General features: G+C 69.5%; 18 protein-coding genes. 11 read left to right on the top strand and 7 right to left on the bottom strand.

Annotated elements, in window-relative coordinates; all coding sequences use genetic code 11:
- Positions 1-215 precede the first annotated feature (215 nt).
- Complete coding sequence (locus I2487_RS15125) at positions 216-1,391, top strand: MarP family serine protease (protein WP_207172663.1); 1,176 nt, start codon at positions 216-218, stop codon at positions 1,389-1,391.
- A gap of 15 nt (positions 1,392-1,406) precedes the next feature.
- Here the strand turns inward: I2487_RS15125 and purD are convergent, their stop codons facing one another.
- Positions 1,407-3,707 carry a phosphoribosylamine--glycine ligase gene (gene purD / locus I2487_RS15120; protein ID WP_207172660.1) on the bottom strand — a complete coding sequence of 767 codons (2,301 nt, stop codon included), beginning with the start codon at positions 3,705-3,707 and terminating at the stop codon, positions 1,407-1,409.
- Between the two features lie 78 nt (positions 3,708-3,785).
- Between purD and I2487_RS15115 the strand changes: the two genes are divergently transcribed.
- The 10 genes from I2487_RS15115 (at position 3,786) to I2487_RS15070 (ending at position 13,686) form a co-directional block, all read left to right on the top strand.
- On the top strand, positions 3,786-4,886 hold the full coding sequence (locus I2487_RS15115; RefSeq protein WP_207172658.1) for an asparaginase: 1,101 nt from the start codon (positions 3,786-3,788) through the stop codon (positions 4,884-4,886).
- 226 nt (positions 4,887-5,112) lie between these two features.
- Positions 5,113-6,489 carry an NAD-dependent succinate-semialdehyde dehydrogenase gene (locus I2487_RS15110; protein ID WP_207172656.1) on the top strand — a complete coding sequence of 459 codons (1,377 nt, stop codon included), beginning with the start codon at positions 5,113-5,115 and terminating at the stop codon, positions 6,487-6,489.
- Positions 6,490-6,502: 13 nt separating this feature from the next.
- A complete protein-coding gene (locus tag I2487_RS15105) occupies positions 6,503-6,868 on the top strand; it encodes a sterol carrier family protein (protein WP_207172655.1) in 366 nt (121 codons plus the stop codon).
- 90 nt (positions 6,869-6,958) lie between these two features.
- Positions 6,959-7,282, top strand: coding sequence for a hypothetical protein (locus I2487_RS15100; protein WP_207172652.1), 324 nt, complete (start codon positions 6,959-6,961; stop codon positions 7,280-7,282).
- Positions 7,269-8,837, top strand: coding sequence for an amidophosphoribosyltransferase (gene purF, locus I2487_RS15095; protein WP_207172650.1), 1,569 nt, complete (start codon positions 7,269-7,271; stop codon positions 8,835-8,837). Before I2487_RS15100 ends, purF begins: the two co-directional genes overlap by 14 nt.
- Positions 8,834-10,021 (top strand): phosphoribosylformylglycinamidine cyclo-ligase, encoded by a 1,188-nt coding sequence (purM, locus tag I2487_RS15090; RefSeq protein WP_207172648.1) that lies wholly within the window; start codon positions 8,834-8,836, stop codon positions 10,019-10,021. Before purF ends, purM begins: the two co-directional genes overlap by 4 nt.
- Positions 10,022-10,147: 126 nt before the next feature.
- A complete protein-coding gene (locus I2487_RS15085) occupies positions 10,148-11,263 on the top strand; it encodes an ABC transporter ATP-binding protein (RefSeq protein ID WP_207172646.1) in 1,116 nt (371 codons plus the stop codon).
- A complete protein-coding gene (locus tag I2487_RS15080) occupies positions 11,260-11,928 on the top strand; it encodes an ABC transporter permease subunit (RefSeq protein WP_207172644.1) in 669 nt (222 codons plus the stop codon). The genes I2487_RS15085 and I2487_RS15080 overlap by 4 nt, the downstream gene beginning before the upstream one ends.
- The gene (locus I2487_RS15075) at positions 11,925-12,644 is read left to right on the top strand and encodes an ABC transporter permease (protein WP_207172642.1); all 720 of its coding nucleotides are present in this window, start codon (positions 11,925-11,927) and stop codon (positions 12,642-12,644) included. Before I2487_RS15080 ends, I2487_RS15075 begins: the two co-directional genes overlap by 4 nt.
- Before the next feature lie 118 nt (positions 12,645-12,762).
- On the top strand, positions 12,763-13,686 hold the full coding sequence (locus I2487_RS15070; RefSeq protein ID WP_207172640.1) for an ABC transporter substrate-binding protein: 924 nt from the start codon (positions 12,763-12,765) through the stop codon (positions 13,684-13,686).
- 22 nt (positions 13,687-13,708) lie between these two features.
- On the opposite strand, the gene I2487_RS15065 is transcribed toward I2487_RS15070, so the two are convergent.
- The 6 genes from I2487_RS15065 to I2487_RS15040 all read right to left on the bottom strand — a co-directional run bounded on the left by I2487_RS15065 (position 13,709) and on the right by I2487_RS15040 (position 16,200).
- Positions 13,709-14,053 carry a hypothetical protein gene (locus tag I2487_RS15065; RefSeq protein WP_207172639.1) on the bottom strand — a complete coding sequence of 115 codons (345 nt, stop codon included), beginning with the start codon at positions 14,051-14,053 and terminating at the stop codon, positions 13,709-13,711.
- A 160-nt stretch (positions 14,054-14,213) separates the two neighbouring features.
- Complete coding sequence (locus tag I2487_RS15060) at positions 14,214-14,408, bottom strand: CsbD family protein (RefSeq protein WP_207172638.1); 195 nt, start codon at positions 14,406-14,408, stop codon at positions 14,214-14,216.
- Between the two features lie 106 nt (positions 14,409-14,514).
- The gene (locus I2487_RS15055) at positions 14,515-15,120 is read right to left on the bottom strand and encodes a hypothetical protein (RefSeq protein ID WP_207172637.1); all 606 of its coding nucleotides are present in this window, start codon (positions 15,118-15,120) and stop codon (positions 14,515-14,517) included.
- On the bottom strand, positions 15,117-15,659 hold the full coding sequence (locus tag I2487_RS15050; RefSeq protein ID WP_207172636.1) for a DUF6286 domain-containing protein: 543 nt from the start codon (positions 15,657-15,659) through the stop codon (positions 15,117-15,119). Before I2487_RS15050 ends, I2487_RS15055 begins: the two co-directional genes overlap by 4 nt.
- Complete coding sequence (locus tag I2487_RS15045) at positions 15,656-16,021, bottom strand: Asp23/Gls24 family envelope stress response protein (protein WP_207172635.1); 366 nt, start codon at positions 16,019-16,021, stop codon at positions 15,656-15,658. Before I2487_RS15045 ends, I2487_RS15050 begins: the two co-directional genes overlap by 4 nt.
- A complete protein-coding gene (locus I2487_RS15040) occupies positions 16,018-16,200 on the bottom strand; it encodes a hypothetical protein (RefSeq protein WP_207172634.1) in 183 nt (60 codons plus the stop codon). Before I2487_RS15040 ends, I2487_RS15045 begins: the two co-directional genes overlap by 4 nt.
- Positions 16,201-16,361 lie beyond the last annotated feature (161 nt).

Genomic DNA, 16,361 nt, shown 5'->3' with positions numbered 1-16,361 from the left:
TTCGCCTCGACGTGCGGAAACGTTCAGCAAGCGGCTAAGGATTCTATGTCATTCTTTGGGGACCGATCCGTGCGGCCCGAAGCTCGGCGCAGCGGCCCCGGTGCAGCAGTCCCGAACCGCCGCTCCGAGCCACATCTGTCTGCCGCGATCCTGGGCAAGAGCCAGAGTCACCTGAAACAGCCCGAGCCACCTGAACCATAAGGAGTCCGCCCCCGATGGGAATCACCCTACTCGACGTGATCTTGGTGGTGGTGCTGCTCGGCTTCCTCCTGGCCGGCCTGCGCAAGGGCGTCTGGGCCACCCTGGGCGGGGTCTTCGGCTTCCTGGTCGGCGCCACCGCGGCCTTCTTCGCGGTCCCGCTGGTCTCGTCCTGGGTGCCTGATCCGCTCTGGCGGGTGATCGCGGTGCTCGCCGCCGTCGTCGTGCTGGTGACCGCCGGCCACGGGCTGGGCTCCGCCGCCGGGGCCGAGATCCAGCGGATGTTCAACTCCCGTGCCGTGCGCGGAATCAGCTCGCTGATCGGCGGGCTGGTCAACGTGGTGGTCGCCGTGTTCGTGATCGCGCTGCTGTCCTTCTCCGTCTCGGCCATGGGCTTCCCCGCAGTGAACCAGGCGATGAAGCAGTCCACCGTGCTGAGCACCATCGACTCCGCAGTCCCGGATCAGGCGGAGTCCTGGTTCGCCCAGGTCCGCACCGCGGTGCTGGACTCTGATATTCCGGAGATCGCTCAGCTGGTGCCCGAACCTGCGGAGCTGCCCGAGAACCAGGAGCTCAACGAGGCGGGTCTCGCCTCCGCCGCCTCGGTGGGCCGGATCACCGGAGTCGCCGAACAGTGCGGACAGTCCCAGTCAGGCTCGGGCTTCGCGGTCTCCCCCACCCGAGTGGTGACCAACGCCCATGTCATCGCCGGGGTGGCCGAGCCCGCGGTGGAGATGCCGGATGGTGAGGTGCTCACCGGTCGTGCCGTGCACTTCGATCCGGCCTCCGACCTGGCTCTGATCGCCGTGGACGGGCTGGATGTGGCGCCGCTGCAGATCAGCCAGGGGATCGACGTCGGGGACTCCGGCTACGTGATGGGCTACCCGGCCGGGGGGCCGTTCTCCGCGGGCAGCGCGGTGGTCCAGGCGCGCGACGTCTCACAGGTCAACAACATCTACGGCAGCTCCCCGAACACGCTGGAGATCTTCCAGCTCAGCGCCGATGTCCGGCAGGGCAACTCCGGCGGACCGCTGATCGATCAGTCCGGGGACGTGGCCGGGGTCGTCTTCGCGCGCGCCGTGGAGGGCAGCGACGTCGGCTTCGCGATCACCGCGGACCAGGCCGGGTCGGTGCTGACCGACCCGGACCGCTACTCCGAGACGGTCTCCACCGGACAGTGCACCGACCGCTGAACGCGGCTCGGCGGGTCAGAGGAGCAGCTCGGTCCCGGTGATCCGCTGATAGGCGTCCAGATAACGCTGGCGGGTGGCCTCGGTGACCTGCTGCGGCAGCGCCGGCGGGGCCTGGTTCGAGCTCCGGTCCCATCCGGACTCATCCGAGGTCAGCCAGTCCCGGACGAACTGCTTGTCGAAGGAGGGCTGCGCCGCGCCGGGCTCCCAGCTCTCCGCGGGCCAGAAGCGTGAGGAGTCCGGGGTGAGCACCTCATCGGCCACGGTGAGCGCCCCGCCCGGGTCGAAGCCGAACTCGAGCTTGGTGTCGGCCAGGATCACTCCAGCCTCGCGGCAGATCTCCTCGGCCAAGACGTAGATCCGCAGGGTCGCCTCGCGCAGCTGCCCCGCCACCGGGGCGCCGACGTTCTCGGTGAGCGTCTCGAAGCTGATGTTCTCGTCGTGGTCGCCCTGGGCGGCCTTCGAGGAGGGGGTGAAGATCGGCTCCGGCAGCTTCGAACCGTCGGTGAGGCCCTCGGGCAGCAGAAGCCCGGTCACGGTGCCGTTCTGCCGATACTCGGCGAGCCCGGACCCGGTGAGGTAGCCGCGGGCGATGCATTCGGCCGGGATCATCTGCAGGTCTCGGCAGATCATCGCGCGTCCGGCGACGGCCTCGGGGACCTCCACCGAGACCACATGGTGAGAGATCCCTGCGGCCTCGAGCTGGTCGAACCACCACAGGCTCAGCTGGGTCAGGATGATCCCCTTGTCCGGGATGGGCGTGGAGAGCACGTGGTCATAGGCGCTGATCCGGTCGCTGGCGACCATCAGGACCACGTCCTGTCCGGCCCAGGGCGATCCGGGGGCGGGCCGGTAGAGGTCGCGGACCTTCCCGGAGGACAGGTGCACCCAGCCGGGGAGCTCCTGCTCGGACGCGGCCTCGGCCACCGACCCGGCCTCGGCCACGGACCCGGTCTCGGACCCGGTCTCGACCGGGCGCGCTGGTTCGCGCGTCGTTGACCCGCGGGAGGCGCCGCCGAGCTGGATCTCTCCGGCGAGCGCCTTCGCGGCGATGTCGGTGCGGTGCTGCGCGCCCGTCCAGCTGATCTTCTGCACTCCAGCGTAGGCGCGGTCCACGGCGTCGGCCAGCGACGCCCCGGTCCCGACGACGGCGAGCACTCGCCCGCCGGCCGTGGTCAGCCGGCCCTGCTCATCGACTGCGGTGCCGGCATGCAGCACGGCCACACCCTCGAGGCTCTCGGCCTCCGCGGTGCCGCTGATCAGATCGCCCTTGCGCGGGGACTCCGGGTAGTTCTCGGCGGCCAGCACGACGTCGGCGGCGTAGCCCTGCGCCCACTCCAGGGAGCGCGCCGGGCCGAGCGAGCCGGTGGAGCAGTCCAGCAGCAGCCGACCCAGCGGGGTGGCGAGTCGCTCGAGCACCGCCTGGGTCTCCGGGTCGCCGAAGCGGGCGTTGAACTCGATGACCCGCACGCCGCGGGAGGTGACGGCCAGGCCGCAGTAGAGCACCCCCACGAAGGGGGTCCCGCGGCGAGACATCTCGGCCAGGGTCGGGGCGGCGACGGTGTCCACCACGATCTGCACGAAGTCGCGCTGGACGCCGGCGGCGTCGGTCTCGGTGTAGCCCTCCAACCAGTCCAGCGGGGTGTAGGCGCCCATGCCGCCGGTGTTGGGGCCGGCGTCGTCGTTGAAGATCCGTTTGAAGTCCTGCGCCGGGGACAGCGGCACCAGGTTCACCCCGTCGGAGAGCACGAAGAGCGAGACCTCGGGGCCGTCGAGGAACTCCTCGATCACCACGGAGCCCCCGGCGGCGAAGCAGGCCTCGGCGTGGGCCAGCGCCTCGGCGCGGTCCTCGGTGACCACCACACCCTTGCCGGCGGCGAGACCGTCGTCCTTGATGACGTAGGGCGCGCCGAACCGGTCCACCGCGGAGGCCGCGGCGGCGAGGTCGGTGACATGCACCGCTCCGGCGGTGGGCACCTCGGCGGCGGCCATGATCTCCTTGGCGAAGGCCTTGGAGGCCTCCAGCCGCGCGGCGGCGGCGGAGGGCCCGAAGGCCGGGATCCCGGCGGCCCGGACGGCGTCGGCCACCCCGGCGGCCAGCGGCGCCTCGGGGCCGATGACCACCAGGTCGAAGCCTCCGGTGACCGCGAGCGCGGCCACCTCGGCCCCGTCCTGGGCGTCGAGGCTGTGGCAGCGGACCTGCGCCGCAATGCCGGCATTGCCCGGCGCGGCCTCCACGGTGGTGACTGCTTCATCGCGCAGCAGTGCTCGGACGATGGCGTGCTCGCGGCCTCCCGGGCCGACTACAAGTACCTTCACGTCGCTCAGCCTATCGAACGGCACACGGGCGCAGGTCCGCTCCGGCTGCGTGGGGCCCACACTCCGTAGACTGAGGCCATGACTGATGCGCGCCGCTCACCCGTTGCACCCTCGGTGCCGTCCACCCCCGAAGGCTCCGCCGGAACCCCTGCAGGAACCTCTGCGCTGCAGGGTCTGGAGCCTGCCTCGGTGGCGGAGTCCGCCGAACTGGCCGTGGTGACCCGCGCCGGCGTCGCGGAGTCCCGGCATATCGGCTCCGCGGTGCTGGTCGGGCCCGACGGGGCGGTGCTGGAGTCCATCGGCGCTCCCGAGCGGCTGATGTTCCCGCGCTCCACGCTGAAGCCGTTCCAGGCCATCGCCTCGCTGCGCTCCGGCGCGCTGATCTCCCCGGAAGCGGTGGCCCTGGCCTGCGGGTCCCACGTGGGCTCGCGCAAGCATCAGGAGCTCGCCGCGAGCGTCCTCGCCGCCGAGGGCCTCGACGCCTCGGCGCTGAAGTGCCCGGCGGCCTGGCCCGCCCGCCACCAGGACCTGCGGGTCCACCTGGAGGCCGGCAAGACCGAGACCCCGCTGGCCTTCAACTGCTCCGGCAAACATGCCGCGTTCCTGGCCGCGACCCGCACCAACGGCTGGCGGCTCAACACCTACCTCGAGCGCTCCCACCCGCTGCAGAAGGTGATCATGGAGGTGATCACCGAGTACTGCGGCGAGGTGCCCACCGAGGTCGGGGTCGACGGCTGCGGCGCGCCCGCCCCGGCGCTCTCGCTGACCGGGCTGGCCCGTGGATTCTCCAAGCTCGCCGCCGCCACCTCGCGCCGCGACGCCGAGGTCCACGCGTTCACGGTGAACCAGGCGATGCTGGACTACCCGTGGGCGGTGCATGGCCGCGGGGAGGCCAACACCCTGGTGCTCGAAGAGCTGGGCCTGACCGCGAAGCTCGGCGCCGAGGGCGTCCTGGTGATCGGGGCACCGGACGGGACCGCCGTCGCGGTCAAGGTCCTCGACGGGTCCTCCCGCGCCACGAACCTGGTGGCGCTGAGCATGCTCGCAGCCCGCGGCGTGATCGAGCTCGACGCCCTGGGCCCGGTGCTGCGCAAGATCGTCAAGCCGATCACCGGTGGGCTCGGCGAAGAGCAGGTGGGCAGCATCCGGCTGGCCCCGACGCTGCTCGAACGCCTCTGAACCCCGGTTCCAATCCCGACGCCGCTGCCGCAGGGGTCCCGCGGCACAGGTGCGCTGCACGCCGTTTTTATTCCCCAGCGCGGTCCGGTTTCGCGCAGTGGTGAACAACCCCGCTCAGCGCCCGATCGGCTTGTGCCGCACCGCGCGGAGCCATACCGTCGATGGAGTCCGCCGCGCCGGCGGCCAGGTCACCTATCGACCACTGAAAAGCGAGGCACAGATTCCTATGGCCGACTACAAAGTCACCAACCCAGCCACCGGTGAGGTCGAGGCGGAGTTCGCCACCCTCACCGACGACCAGCTGCGCGAGTCCTTGGACCGCACGGCCGAGACCTTCACGACCTGGTCCAAGTCCGAGCTCTCCGAGCGCGCCAACCTGCTGCGCCGTGCGGCCGACCTCTACGAGGAGCGCAAGGACAAGCTCGCGGAGATCATCACCCGTGAGATGGGCAAGCCGATCAAGCAGGCCCGCTCCGAGCTCGACATCGTCATCTCGATCTTCAACTACTACGCCGATCACGGTGCAGAGTTCCTGAAGGACGAGGAGATCACCGACGCTCCCGACGGACGCGCCTTCATGCAGAGCGAGCCCTTCGGCGTGCTGCTGGGCATCATGCCCTGGAACTTCCCGTACTACCAGGTCGCCCGCTTCGCCGCGCCGAACCTGATGATCGGCAACACGATCCTGCTCAAGCACGCCTCCCAGTGCCCCGAGTCCGCAGCGGCCATCGAGCAGATCTTCCACGATGCCGGCTTCCCGGAGAACGCCTACACCAACGTGTACGTCTCCAGCCAGCAGATCGCGGAGATCGTCATCCCGGACCCGCGCGTCCAGGGCGTCTCGCTGACCGGCTCCGAGCGGGCCGGCACCAAGGTCGCCGCCACCGCGGGTGAGAACCTCAAGAAGGTCGTCCTCGAGCTCGGCGGCAATGATCCGCTGCTCGTGCTCGACCGCGAGATCCTTCCCCAGGCAGTCAAGGGCGCGGTCTCCGGCCGGATGGCCAACGCCGGGCAGGCCTGCAACGCCGCCAAGCGCGTGATCGTGCTCGAGGAGTTCTATGACGAGTTCATGGAGCAGTTCCGCGACTCGCTCGGCAAGATCGAGCTGCGCGATCCGATGTCGGAAGACTCCTTCGTCGGTCCGATGTCCTCGGTCTCGGCGGCTGAGGATCTGCACGAGCAGGTCCAGGACACCGTGAAGCAGGGCGCGACCCTGCACATGGGCGGCGACTTCGATGAGCGCGGCGGCGCCTGGTACCAGCCGACGCTGCTGACCGACATCACCCCCGAGATGCGCGCCTACGGCGAGGAGCTCTTCGGACCCGTGGCCATGGTCTATAAGGTCGCGAACGAGGAAGAAGCCGTGCGGCTGGCCAACGACACCCAGTACGGCCTCTCCGCCTCGGTCTACTCCACAGACGAAGCGCGTGCCCAGCGCGTGGGCGAGCAGATCCAGACCGGCATGGTCTTCGTGAACCAGCCCCCAGGCACCTCCGCCGAGCTGCCCTTCGGCGGGGTGAAGCGCTCCGGCGTGGGCCGCGAGCTGGGCCCCTACGGCATGGCCGAGTTCGTCAACAAGCGTCTGGTCAAGATCGCCGGATGATGAGCCGCTGAGCATGGCACGACGTCGCATCAGCGTCGAAGACGGCAGGGCCGCGGTCCGCGCGTGGGAGTCAGGAGACTCCGAGCGCCGGACCGTGGCCACTGCCGTGCGGTACTGCCTCGAGGAGCTCGCCGAGCTGGCCCCGGGGAACTCCGTGGAGGTCCGGGTCCCGCCCTTCGGGGTGACCCAGTGCATCGAGGGACCCAACCACTCCCGGGGCACCCCGCCCAACGTGGTCGAACTCGCCCCGCAGGACTGGCTGGAGCTCGCCACCGGGGCCACCGGCTGGTCCAGCGCCAGCGCCGCCGGGCGAATCTCCGCCTCCGGCACCCGCGCGGACCTCTCGGCGCTGCTGCCGCTGTTGCCGCCCCGCCGGTGAACCCTCTCCGGCCCCGCCGCTGCCACCCATCATCCCGGTCTCCAGCTCGCAGGTGCCCGGCACCCAGGCTGGGCCGGTAGCATGGGGGATATGTCTTCACGCGAGCAGCCCGGCGAGTCGGAGCCTCGGCAGGTGACCGTTCGTCCCACTCCCAGACTGAGCCCCTTCCTCATCGCAGGTGTGCTCGCGGCCGTGCTGGCCGCCGTCGTCGTGGTGCTGGTCACCGGACCGGCGGATGACTACTCGTTCGGCGGTTCGCTGGGATATCTCACCGTCGCCTTCGCCATGCCCGGCCTCGCCTTGGGCGCCGTGACCTGGCTGTTCATCGACTGGCGCTCGCGGAAGCGCACCCGCACTTATGACCTGCAGAAGCTCGACTCTGCAGAGAGGACTCCTGCGCATGACCCGGAATGATGGTCGGCTGAACTTCAATCTCCTCGACGAGGACCCGCTGCCGCAGGACGAATGCGGCGTCTTCGGCGTCTGGGCGCCCGGGGAGGAAGTCTCCAAACTGGCCTACTACGGGCTCTACGCGCTGCAGCACCGCGGCCAGGAGTCAGCCGGGATCGCCGCCTCCGACGGCAACAGCATCCGGGTCTATAAGGACCTCGGCCTGGTCTCCCAGGTCTTCGACGAGTCCACGCTGAACTCGCTGACCGGGCACATCGCCGTCGGGCACTGCCGTTACTCCACCACCGGGGCCAGCCAGTGGTCCAACGCCCAGCCCACTCTCGGGGACACCCCGCACGGCACCGTGGCACTGGGCCACAACGGCAACCTGACGAACTCCGCAGACCTGCGCGACCGGATCATCGAACGCCACGGACGCGCCGACTTCGGCGAGCTCAACCAGGGCAACACCACCGACACCGCGCTGGTGACGGCGCTGCTGAAGGAACAGCCCGGAGACAGCCTCGAAGCTCAGGCGATGGCGCTGCTGCCCACCCTGGAGGGCGCGTTCTGCCTGGTGTTCATGAATGAGAACACGCTCTACGCCGCCCGGGATCCGCACGGTGTGCGCCCGCTGGTGCTGGGACGCCTCGCCAGCGGCTGGGTGGTCGCCTCGGAGCAGTCGGCGCTGGCCACCGTGGGCGCCTCGGTGATCCGCGAGATCGAGCCCGGCGAGCTGATCGCCATCGACTCCGACGGCGTGCGCTCGCACCGCTTCGCCGCCGCCACCCCCTCGCGCTGCGTCTTCGAATACGTCTACCTGGCCCGCCCGGACGCCAACATCAACGGCCGCTCGGTCTATGAGTCCCGGGTCGAGATGGGCCGCCAGCTGGCCCGCGAGGACACCCACGACGCCGACATCGTGATCCCGGTCCCAGAATCCGGAACCCCGGCGGCGGTGGGCTACGCCGAGGCCTCCGGGCTGCCGTTCGCGCAGGGGTTCATCAAGAACGCCTACGTCGGTCGGACCTTCATCGAGCCCTCGCAGACCCTGCGCCAGCTCGGGATCCGGCTCAAGCTCAACGTCCAGGACCATGTGGTCCGCGGCAAGCGCGTGGTGGTCGTGGATGACTCGATCGTGCGCGGCAACACCCAGCGTGCGATCGTGCGGATGCTCAAGGAGGCCGGCGCGGCCGAGATCCATGTGAAGATCTCCTCCCCGCCGGTGAAATGGCCCTGCTTCTACGGCATCGACTTCGCCTCCAGGGCCGAGCTGATCGCCAACGGCGCCACCATGGACGAGATCACCCAGGCGGTGGGGGCCGACTCGCTGGCCTACATCTCCGAGGACGGGATGATCGCCGCCACGAAGCAGCCCCGCTCCACCCTGTGCACCGCCTGCTTCTCCGGGGTCTACCCGATCAAGCTGCCGCCGGAGAGCCGCCGCGGGAAGATGCTGCTGGAGACGCCCTCGGCCACAGACGCCGGTTCCACACAGAACCCTGGCGGCGGCTGCGACCCAGGACCCGATGCCGAATTCGAAATCGACGAGATCCCCCTCGCGGAGGCCAAGAAGTGACTTCTGAGAACACCAGCGCCGAGACCGGATCCGGCGCTCCGATCACCTATGCCTCCGCCGGAGTCGACGTCGAGGCCGGTGACCGCGCCGTGGAGCTGATGAAGGCCCATATCGAGGCCACGCACACCCCGGCGGTGCTCGGCGGCGTGGGCGGCTTCGCCGGGCTCTACGACGCCTCCGAGCTCAAACGGCTGCCTCGGCCGCTGCTGGCCACCTCCACCGACGGGGTCGGCACCAAGGTGGCCATCGCCCAGGCGATGGACATCCACGACACCATCGGCTTCGACCTGGTGGGCATGGTGGTCGATGACATCGTGGTCATGGGCGCGAAGCCGCTGTTCATGACCGACTACATCGCCACCGGCAAGGTGGAGCCCGCCCGGATCGCCGCGGTGGTCTCCGGGATCGCCAAGGCCGCCGCCGAGACCGGCACCGCGCTGATCGGCGGGGAGACCGCCGAGCACCCCGGGCTGCTGGCCGAAGATGAGTACGACGTCGCGGGCGCAGCCACCGGCGTCGTGGACGCCTCCGCCGTGCTGGGCCCGGAGCGGGTCCGCGCCGGAGACGTGATCATCGGCATGGCCTCCTCCGGCATCCACTCCAACGGCTACTCGTTGGTCCGCCGCGTGGTCTCCTCCGCAGGCTGGGGCTACGAGCGCGAGGTCGAGGAGTTCGGCCGCACGCTGGGCCAGGAGCTGCTGGAACCCACCCGGCTCTACACCACCCCCTGCCTGGACCTGGTCACCGCGCTCAACGGCGACCCGGCCGAGGGAAAGATCTCCCCCGAGGCCCCGGTGCGCGGGTTCAGCCACGTCACCGGCGGTGGGCTCGCCGCGAACCTGGCGCGCGTGCTGCCCGCCGGGCTGATGGCCACCGTGGACCGTTCCACCTGGTCCTGGCCTGCCGTGTTCTCACTGATCGCCCGACTGGGCTCGGTCCCGCAGGCCGATCTGGAGCGCACGCTGAACCTCGGCGTGGGCATGGTCGCGGTGGTCTCGGCAGAGAAGGCCGAGGACGCCGTGGCTCACCTCAACGCCTCGGGCCAGACCGCCTGGGTGATGGGCGAGGTCAGCGCCTACCGCCCCGAGGAGTCCCGCGTGGCCGACGCCGGCCTGGACTTCGTCCAAGGCGCCAAGGGCGTCGACGGCGGCGGCGTGCTGCTGACCAATCGCTACGGCTCCTGAGCCCAGCCTCGCCTCGACGCCGAGACTGCTGAGCAAGGCCTGCACCCCGGAACCAGGGTGTCTGATCGCAGGTCAGGAACGATCGTCCGGTGCCCCTTGGGCTCGGAGGAGACAAGGAGAACCCGGATGATCGTCTTCGACCAGGTGTCGAAAACCTACCCGGACGGCACCGTGGCCGTCGACAACCTGAGCCTCGAGGCTCCGCAGGGCGAGATCACCGTGCTGGTCGGGCCCAGCGGCTGCGGGAAGACCACCTCGATGCGGATGATCAACCGGTTGATCGATCCCACCTCGGGAAGCATCACCATGGACGGCGAGGACACATCCGGGATCGACAAGGTCGAGCTGCGCCGTCGGATCGGCTACGTGATCCAGAACGCCGGGCTCTTCCCGCACCGCACCGTACTCGACAACGTCGGGGCACTCCCCCGGCTGCTCGGGACCAAGAAGTCCCAGGCACGAGAACGGGCCATGGAGCTGCTCGAGCTGGTGGGCCTTCATGAGTCGCTGGCAAACAGGTACCCCTGGCAGCTCTCCGGCGGCCAGCAGCAGCGCGTGGGAGTCGCCCGGGCCCTGGCCACCGACCCGCCGTTCCTGCTGATGGATGAACCCTTCAGCGCGGTGGACCCGATCGTCCGGGCCCAGCTGCAGCAGGAGTTCCTCCGGCTCCAGGAGCGCATCGGCAAGACCATCGTCTTGGTCACCCACGACATCGATGAGGCGCTCATCCTCGGTGATCAGATCGCGGTGCTGCGCCAGGGCGGTCACCTCGCCCAGGTCGCGTCACCGGAGGTGCTGCTCCGGGACCCGGCCGACGCGTTCGTCGCGAACTTCGTGGGCCGCTCACGCGGATACCGGTCGCTCGGCTTCACCGGGGCCGATGAACACACTCCGATCCTGCAGACGGCGTCTGCGGTGCTCGGCGATGCCGCCCAGACGCTGCGCTTCCGCCCGGACGGGTGGCTCGTCGCCCTCGACGCCCAGCGTCGTCCGATCGGCTGGGCGCACCGCGACGAGGTGGGCGCCGCGCTGCAGGACTCCGCGATCAACCACGCCGGCTCCACCGCCTCGCTCGGCGCGCCGCTGCGTGATTTCCTCGACGCCGCCCTCTCGAGTCCCAACGGGGACGGGATCGTCACCGACGCCGAGGGCGCCCTGCTCGGCGTGGTCACCACCGACGACGTCGTCGCAGCCATCCGCCGCGCCAAGGGTGCCGCCGCCGCCGCCCGGGCCGCGTCGTGAACCTCACCTGGCTCAGCTCCAACCTCTCCTGGATCCTGGAGCTGACGCTCGCGCACCTCTGGCTCACGCTGATCCCCACCGTGGTGGGGCTGGCCCTGGCGCTGCCGCTGGGCTGGTGGGCCCACCAGGTCCCGCGACTCTACGGTCTGATCGTCGGCACCTCGGGGCTGTTCTACACCATTCCCTCACTGGCCTTCTTCGTCCTGCTGCCCGGAGTGATCGGCACCCGGATCCTGGACCCGATCAATGTGGTCATCGCCCTGACCATCTACACCCTGGCCCTGATGGTCCGGGTGGTCGCCGACGGCCTCGCCGCGGTGCCCCGCGAGACGGTGGAGGCCGCCGAGGCGATGGGGTATCGCGCCTTCCAACGCTTCACCCGGGTGCAGCTTCCGGTCGCGGTGCCGGTGATCCTGGCCGGACTGCGGGTTGCCGTGGTCTCGAACATCAGCATCGTCACCATGGCCGCGATCATCGGCGTCCAGCAGCTCGGTTCGCTCTTCACCCAGGGCTACTCGCTGGGCCTGATGACCCCGATCCTCACCGGCATCATCCTGTGTCTGCTGATCGCCGTGGTCCTGGACCTGCTGATCCTCGGGCTCTCCCGGACGCTGACCCCCTGGCGGCCAGCCGCGGTGCGGTCCGGCAAGGGGGTCCTGGCATGAGCGGACTCATCGAGTTCTTCGCGGATCCGGGGAACTGGAGCGGCAGCACGGGCATCCCGGTCCGGATCGGGTATCACCTGCTCTACTCGCTCATCGCGCTCGGCCTGGCGCTCGTGATCGCCGTCCCGCTGGGGATCTACGTGGGGCACACCGGACGCGGCGAGGCCGTCGTGGCGGGGATGGCGAATGCGCTGCGCGCGCTCCCGACCCTGGGTCTGCTGATCGTGGTGGTGATGCTCGCCGCCCCGCTGTTCAGCAGCTCGCTGGTGTTCACCGCGCCGGCGATCCTGGTCCTGGTGCTGCTGGCCATCCCCTCGATCCTCACCGGGACCTACACCGGGATCCAGACCGCAGATCGCAGCGCCGTGGACGCCGCCACCGGACTCGGCTACACCCCGATGCAGGTGCTGACCCGAGTCCAGCTCCCCTGCGCGCTGCCGCTGATGATCTCGGGGGTCCGCGGCGCCATGCTGCAGATCGTCTCCACCGCCACCGTGGCCGCCTATGTCTCACTCAACGGGCTGGGCCGGTACATCATCGATGGTCGCGCGAACAACGACTTCGGCCAGATGGCGGCCGGCGCTGCGCTCGTCGCCGTCGTCGCGCTCGTCCTGGAGCTGGCGTTCCTGCTCGCCGGGCGCCTGACGATCTCTCCGGGGCTGCGCCGCTCCGAGCGGCGCGTGAAGGTCCCCGCGAGCGCCGCGCCAGCGACCTGAGCGCCAGCCCCGACACCGAGGCCTCCATCCACGCGTCCAACAAACCACCCATCCCAGCACCCACACCCCACACCCCAGCCTCCACTCCCCCGACAACAACACCCGCACAGGAGAACCCTTGAGACGACTGACCCTGACCTCCGCCGCTGTGGCAGCAGCCGGCCTGCTGACCCTGTCCGCCTGCGGCGGAGATCCCCTGGAGAACGACGACGCCGCCGCCGGCGGTGACGCCTCCGAATCGGGCGCCGTCACCATCGGTTCGGCGGACTTCCCGGAGAGCCAGCTGATCGCGAACATCTACTCGCTCGCGCTGCAGGACGCCGGGATCGAGGTGTCTGAGAACTTCAACATCGGCAGCCGCGAGGTCTATATCGAAGCGGTCCAGGATGGCTCCATCGATCTGGTCCCGGACTACGCCGGGGCGCTCATGATGCACCTGGACGCCGAATCCGAGGCCACCGAGACCGAGGACGTGCTCGCCGCACTCCAGGAGCTCCTCCCGGAGCGCGGCCTGGTAGGCCTCGACGCCGCCGAGGCGCAGAACCGCAACGTCCTCGCGCTCACGCAGGAGACCGCCGAGGAGTACGGACTGGAGACCTTCTCGGACCTCGAGCCGCACGCTGAGGAGCTCGTCCTGGGCGGTCCGCCCGAGTGGATCGACCGGTACAACGGCGTGGTCGGGCTGCAGGACGTCTACGGACTTGAATTCCAGGACTTCCAGGTCCTCGACGCGGGCGGACCGCTGACGCTGACCGCAGTCACCAGCGGGCAGATCGACGTGGCCAACCTCTTCAGCACCGATCCTCAGGTCGAGGAGAACGAGCTCGTGGTCCTCGAAGATGACCAGTCGCTCTTCGCCGCGGAGAACATCCTGCCGATCCTCTCCGAGGAGGCCGCCACGGAAGAGGTCACGGAGGCGCTCGACGCCGTCTCGGCCGAGCTGAGCACCGAGGACCTCATGACCATGAATCAGCGCGCCACCGACGGTGAGAACATTCCAGGCATCGCCGAGGACTGGCTCAGCGAGAACGGGCTCCGCTGAGCCGCAAGCAGGCTCCCTGGGCTCAGTGATCGCGGGTGATTCCGAGAATCCGCATCTTCAAGGTCGTGGAGTCTCGCTGTTCGGCAGTCAGCAGCCGGTGCACCCGGTCGTAGACGTCGTCGACGATGTCCCCTGCAGCGCGTGAGCCATCGGTATACATGTCGATGAAGATCAGCACCTCGGACCCCTGGGCGACGATGTCGACCACGGTGGCCTCGGCGTCCTCGGAGCCGAAGAACTCTTTGGTGGCGGCGGTGAGCGCCTCGCGGAAGCTGGGTGCCAGTCTGGCTATGCCGGGGAGGTTCGCGAGGTCCTCCACGATCGAGGACGCAAGGGTCTCCCGTCCTGCGAGGGCAGGGTCAGTCATCAAGCAAGTCCTCAACGATCAGGGCGGTGGAGCGGTGGGCCGCCGCAATCAGGGCCATCCTCAGGGATGCCGCGCTGCGCTCCTCGAGATGCTCTCGCGTGCGCGTCTAGAGTCATGATCAGCCCGCTGGCCCCGGGATCCCCGGGGCCAGCGGAGGTGCTCAGCCGGTGAAGCCGTCCCGGAGGTCCTTGGCGGCGTCCTTGGTCTTCTCCCCTGCCTGTTTCATCTCGGCCTGCTTCTTCTGCGCGGCACCCTCGGCCTGGGTCTCGCGGTCACCGGTGGCCTTCCCCACGGTCTCCTTGGCCGCGCCGGCGGCCTTCTCTGCTGCGTTGCTGATCTTGTCTCCAACACTCATGATTCAGATTCCCTTCGCTTGATCCATCTGGTTTCCCACAGTGGGGGGTCTTGGTTGCGCCGGACGCTGCCCGTGAAGACCTGCGGCCTGACGCTTCGCCTGGTGTTCAGGCGATGTCGACTTCAGCATCCTGCGACCGGCTGGAGTGCCGGACCGGTTCCACGATCAGCCGCACGGCGCTGAGCTGGGCCTGCAGGGACTCCTCCACCTCTGCGCAGGTCCGTCGGTGGATCTGCTCCACCGAGTCGCGGATGTCGCTGCGCTCGTCGATCTCCACCTTCATCAGCAGCCCCGGCGACTTCGCGGTGCCCTCCAGGCGCACGGTGGTGGAGACCACGCCGGGCACCATCTCGGCGGATTCGCCGATGGCACGCTGGAGCACCGTGGTGTTGAGCCGGGTCACCCCGTCTCGACCGTCGGTGTGCAGCTGGAACTCTCCGGCTCGGTCCGTCCGGGGGACGGCGGTGACGATCCACCACAGGCCCAGCAGGACAAGAAGCGCGCTGGCGGCGAGCACCGCGCCTGGCAGCCAGGCGGGCAGCGCATCCGCGGCGCCGAGGGAGTCACCGGGCGCAGGCGCCTGGTCCCACTGGCCAAGAAGCTGGCTCAGCAGGCCGGCGGCCGTGGCCGCCACGGCCGCGCCGACCAGCAGCAGCACCAGACCGATCAGGAACAGCAGGGCCCTGTTGGGCGCTCTCGATACGGCGATCATCGCTTCTCCTTCTTCGTGGTGCGCACCGTGACCCGGGGGCTGTGGCGCAGGCCGAGGCCGGTGTACCGCTCCTGGATCCGGCCTGCGAGCACCTGCTGCACCTCTCGGCCGCTGGGAGCCACCGTGCCGACACCGACCTGGACACGTCCAGGCCTGGCGTCCACCCGCGAGGAGACGGTCCCGTCGGTGCGGTCCGCCTCTGCCGCCGCGATGCGGCCGAGCCCGCGAGTCGTGATCACTGTGGTGCGGCGGGGGCCGAACTCGTCCAGCTTCATCTCGACCACCGAGGCGCGGCCCGGCTTCAGTGCGAGCACCAGCAGCACCAGGCCGATCAGCCCGGCCAGCACGGCCAGTGCCACGACCGGCACGGCACCCCAGGTGAGACCCTCCACGCCGTCCAAGCCAGCGAGGGGCTGCTGCGCGGTCACGGCGGCCAGCGACCACCACAGGCCCAGTGCGCCGAGGACGACGATCACCGTCGCCACGATCAGGGCCGGGATGCGCCGGTCAGGACGGCGTCGAATCTTCGGGCTGCTCATTGCAGAGTCCTTTCCCCGGTTCCCACCAGCAGCTGGTCGATCCGCACATCCACCCAGCCCACGCTGACCCCGGTCAGCCGCTGCACCTCGGCGCCGATGTGGCGTCGGGCGTCGTCGGTGAGCTGTTCCAGCGGTGCCGGGTAGGGCAGCGCCAGATGCACGGTGATGTTGGCGACCCCGCCGGTGATCTCGACCTCGGTCTTGGGTCGCGCACGCGGGCCCGAGCCGAGGCCGAAGCCGGCGAAGGTCATCCGCTCGGTGGCGGAGACTCCGTTGAGCTGGCCTGCGATGTGTGCCGCGGTCTTCTGCACCGCGGCGTCCTTGACGATCAGGCGTCCACGAGTGTCAGCTGCCACGCTCACCGCCGGGACCGTTCTGCCCCGGTCAGGCGATTCAGATCCACCCGACCTTCGATGACCAGCCCCACGAAGAGGCCCAGACCGCCCAGGAAGGCGACTCCGAGGAACGCCAGGAATCCCTCAAGGATGGCGACGATACCCAGGGTCAGGCCGGCGAACAGTCCTGCATACGATGCTTTCATGTGCTTTCTCTCTCACTCGATGGGCTCAGGTGCCCAGACGGGGGTCCTTGGGTTCTTGCGGTGATTGCAACACTTAGTAGATGGGTGTTGATATGACGGGCTACTCGATCTTTGTGAGACCGGATCTTCTCCAGGTGTTCTGGACTGGGATGCAGGCCGGC

The organism is Nesterenkonia sp. E16_10, from assembly GCF_017347085.1.
GTDB lineage: Bacteria > Actinomycetota > Actinomycetes > Actinomycetales > Micrococcaceae > Nesterenkonia.
The sequence above is the reverse complement of the archived record's forward strand: the minus strand, read 5'-3'. Positions and strand labels throughout refer to the sequence as shown.

Coding starts and splice junctions, on each gene's coding strand:
- I2487_RS15125 (WP_207172663.1), top strand. CDS start 216: ATGGGAATCACCCTACTCGACGTGATCTTGGTGGTGGTGCTGCTCGGC.
- I2487_RS15115 (WP_207172658.1), top strand. CDS start 3,786: ATGACTGATGCGCGCCGCTCACCCGTTGCACCCTCGGTGCCGTCCACC.
- I2487_RS15110 (WP_207172656.1), top strand. CDS start 5,113: ATGGCCGACTACAAAGTCACCAACCCAGCCACCGGTGAGGTCGAGGCG.
- I2487_RS15105 (WP_207172655.1), top strand. CDS start 6,503: ATGGCACGACGTCGCATCAGCGTCGAAGACGGCAGGGCCGCGGTCCGC.
- I2487_RS15100 (WP_207172652.1), top strand. CDS start 6,959: ATGTCTTCACGCGAGCAGCCCGGCGAGTCGGAGCCTCGGCAGGTGACC.
- purF (WP_207172650.1), top strand. CDS start 7,269: ATGACCCGGAATGATGGTCGGCTGAACTTCAATCTCCTCGACGAGGAC.
- I2487_RS15085 (WP_207172646.1), top strand. CDS start 10,148: ATGATCGTCTTCGACCAGGTGTCGAAAACCTACCCGGACGGCACCGTG.
- I2487_RS15075 (WP_207172642.1), top strand. CDS start 11,925: ATGAGCGGACTCATCGAGTTCTTCGCGGATCCGGGGAACTGGAGCGGC.
- I2487_RS15065 (WP_207172639.1), bottom strand. CDS start 14,053: ATGACTGACCCTGCCCTCGCAGGACGGGAGACCCTTGCGTCCTCGATC.
- I2487_RS15060 (WP_207172638.1), bottom strand. CDS start 14,408: ATGAGTGTTGGAGACAAGATCAGCAACGCAGCAGAGAAGGCCGCCGGC.
- I2487_RS15055 (WP_207172637.1), bottom strand. CDS start 15,120: ATGATCGCCGTATCGAGAGCGCCCAACAGGGCCCTGCTGTTCCTGATC.
- I2487_RS15050 (WP_207172636.1), bottom strand. CDS start 15,659: ATGAGCAGCCCGAAGATTCGACGCCGTCCTGACCGGCGCATCCCGGCC.
- I2487_RS15040 (WP_207172634.1), bottom strand. CDS start 16,200: ATGAAAGCATCGTATGCAGGACTGTTCGCCGGCCTGACCCTGGGTATC.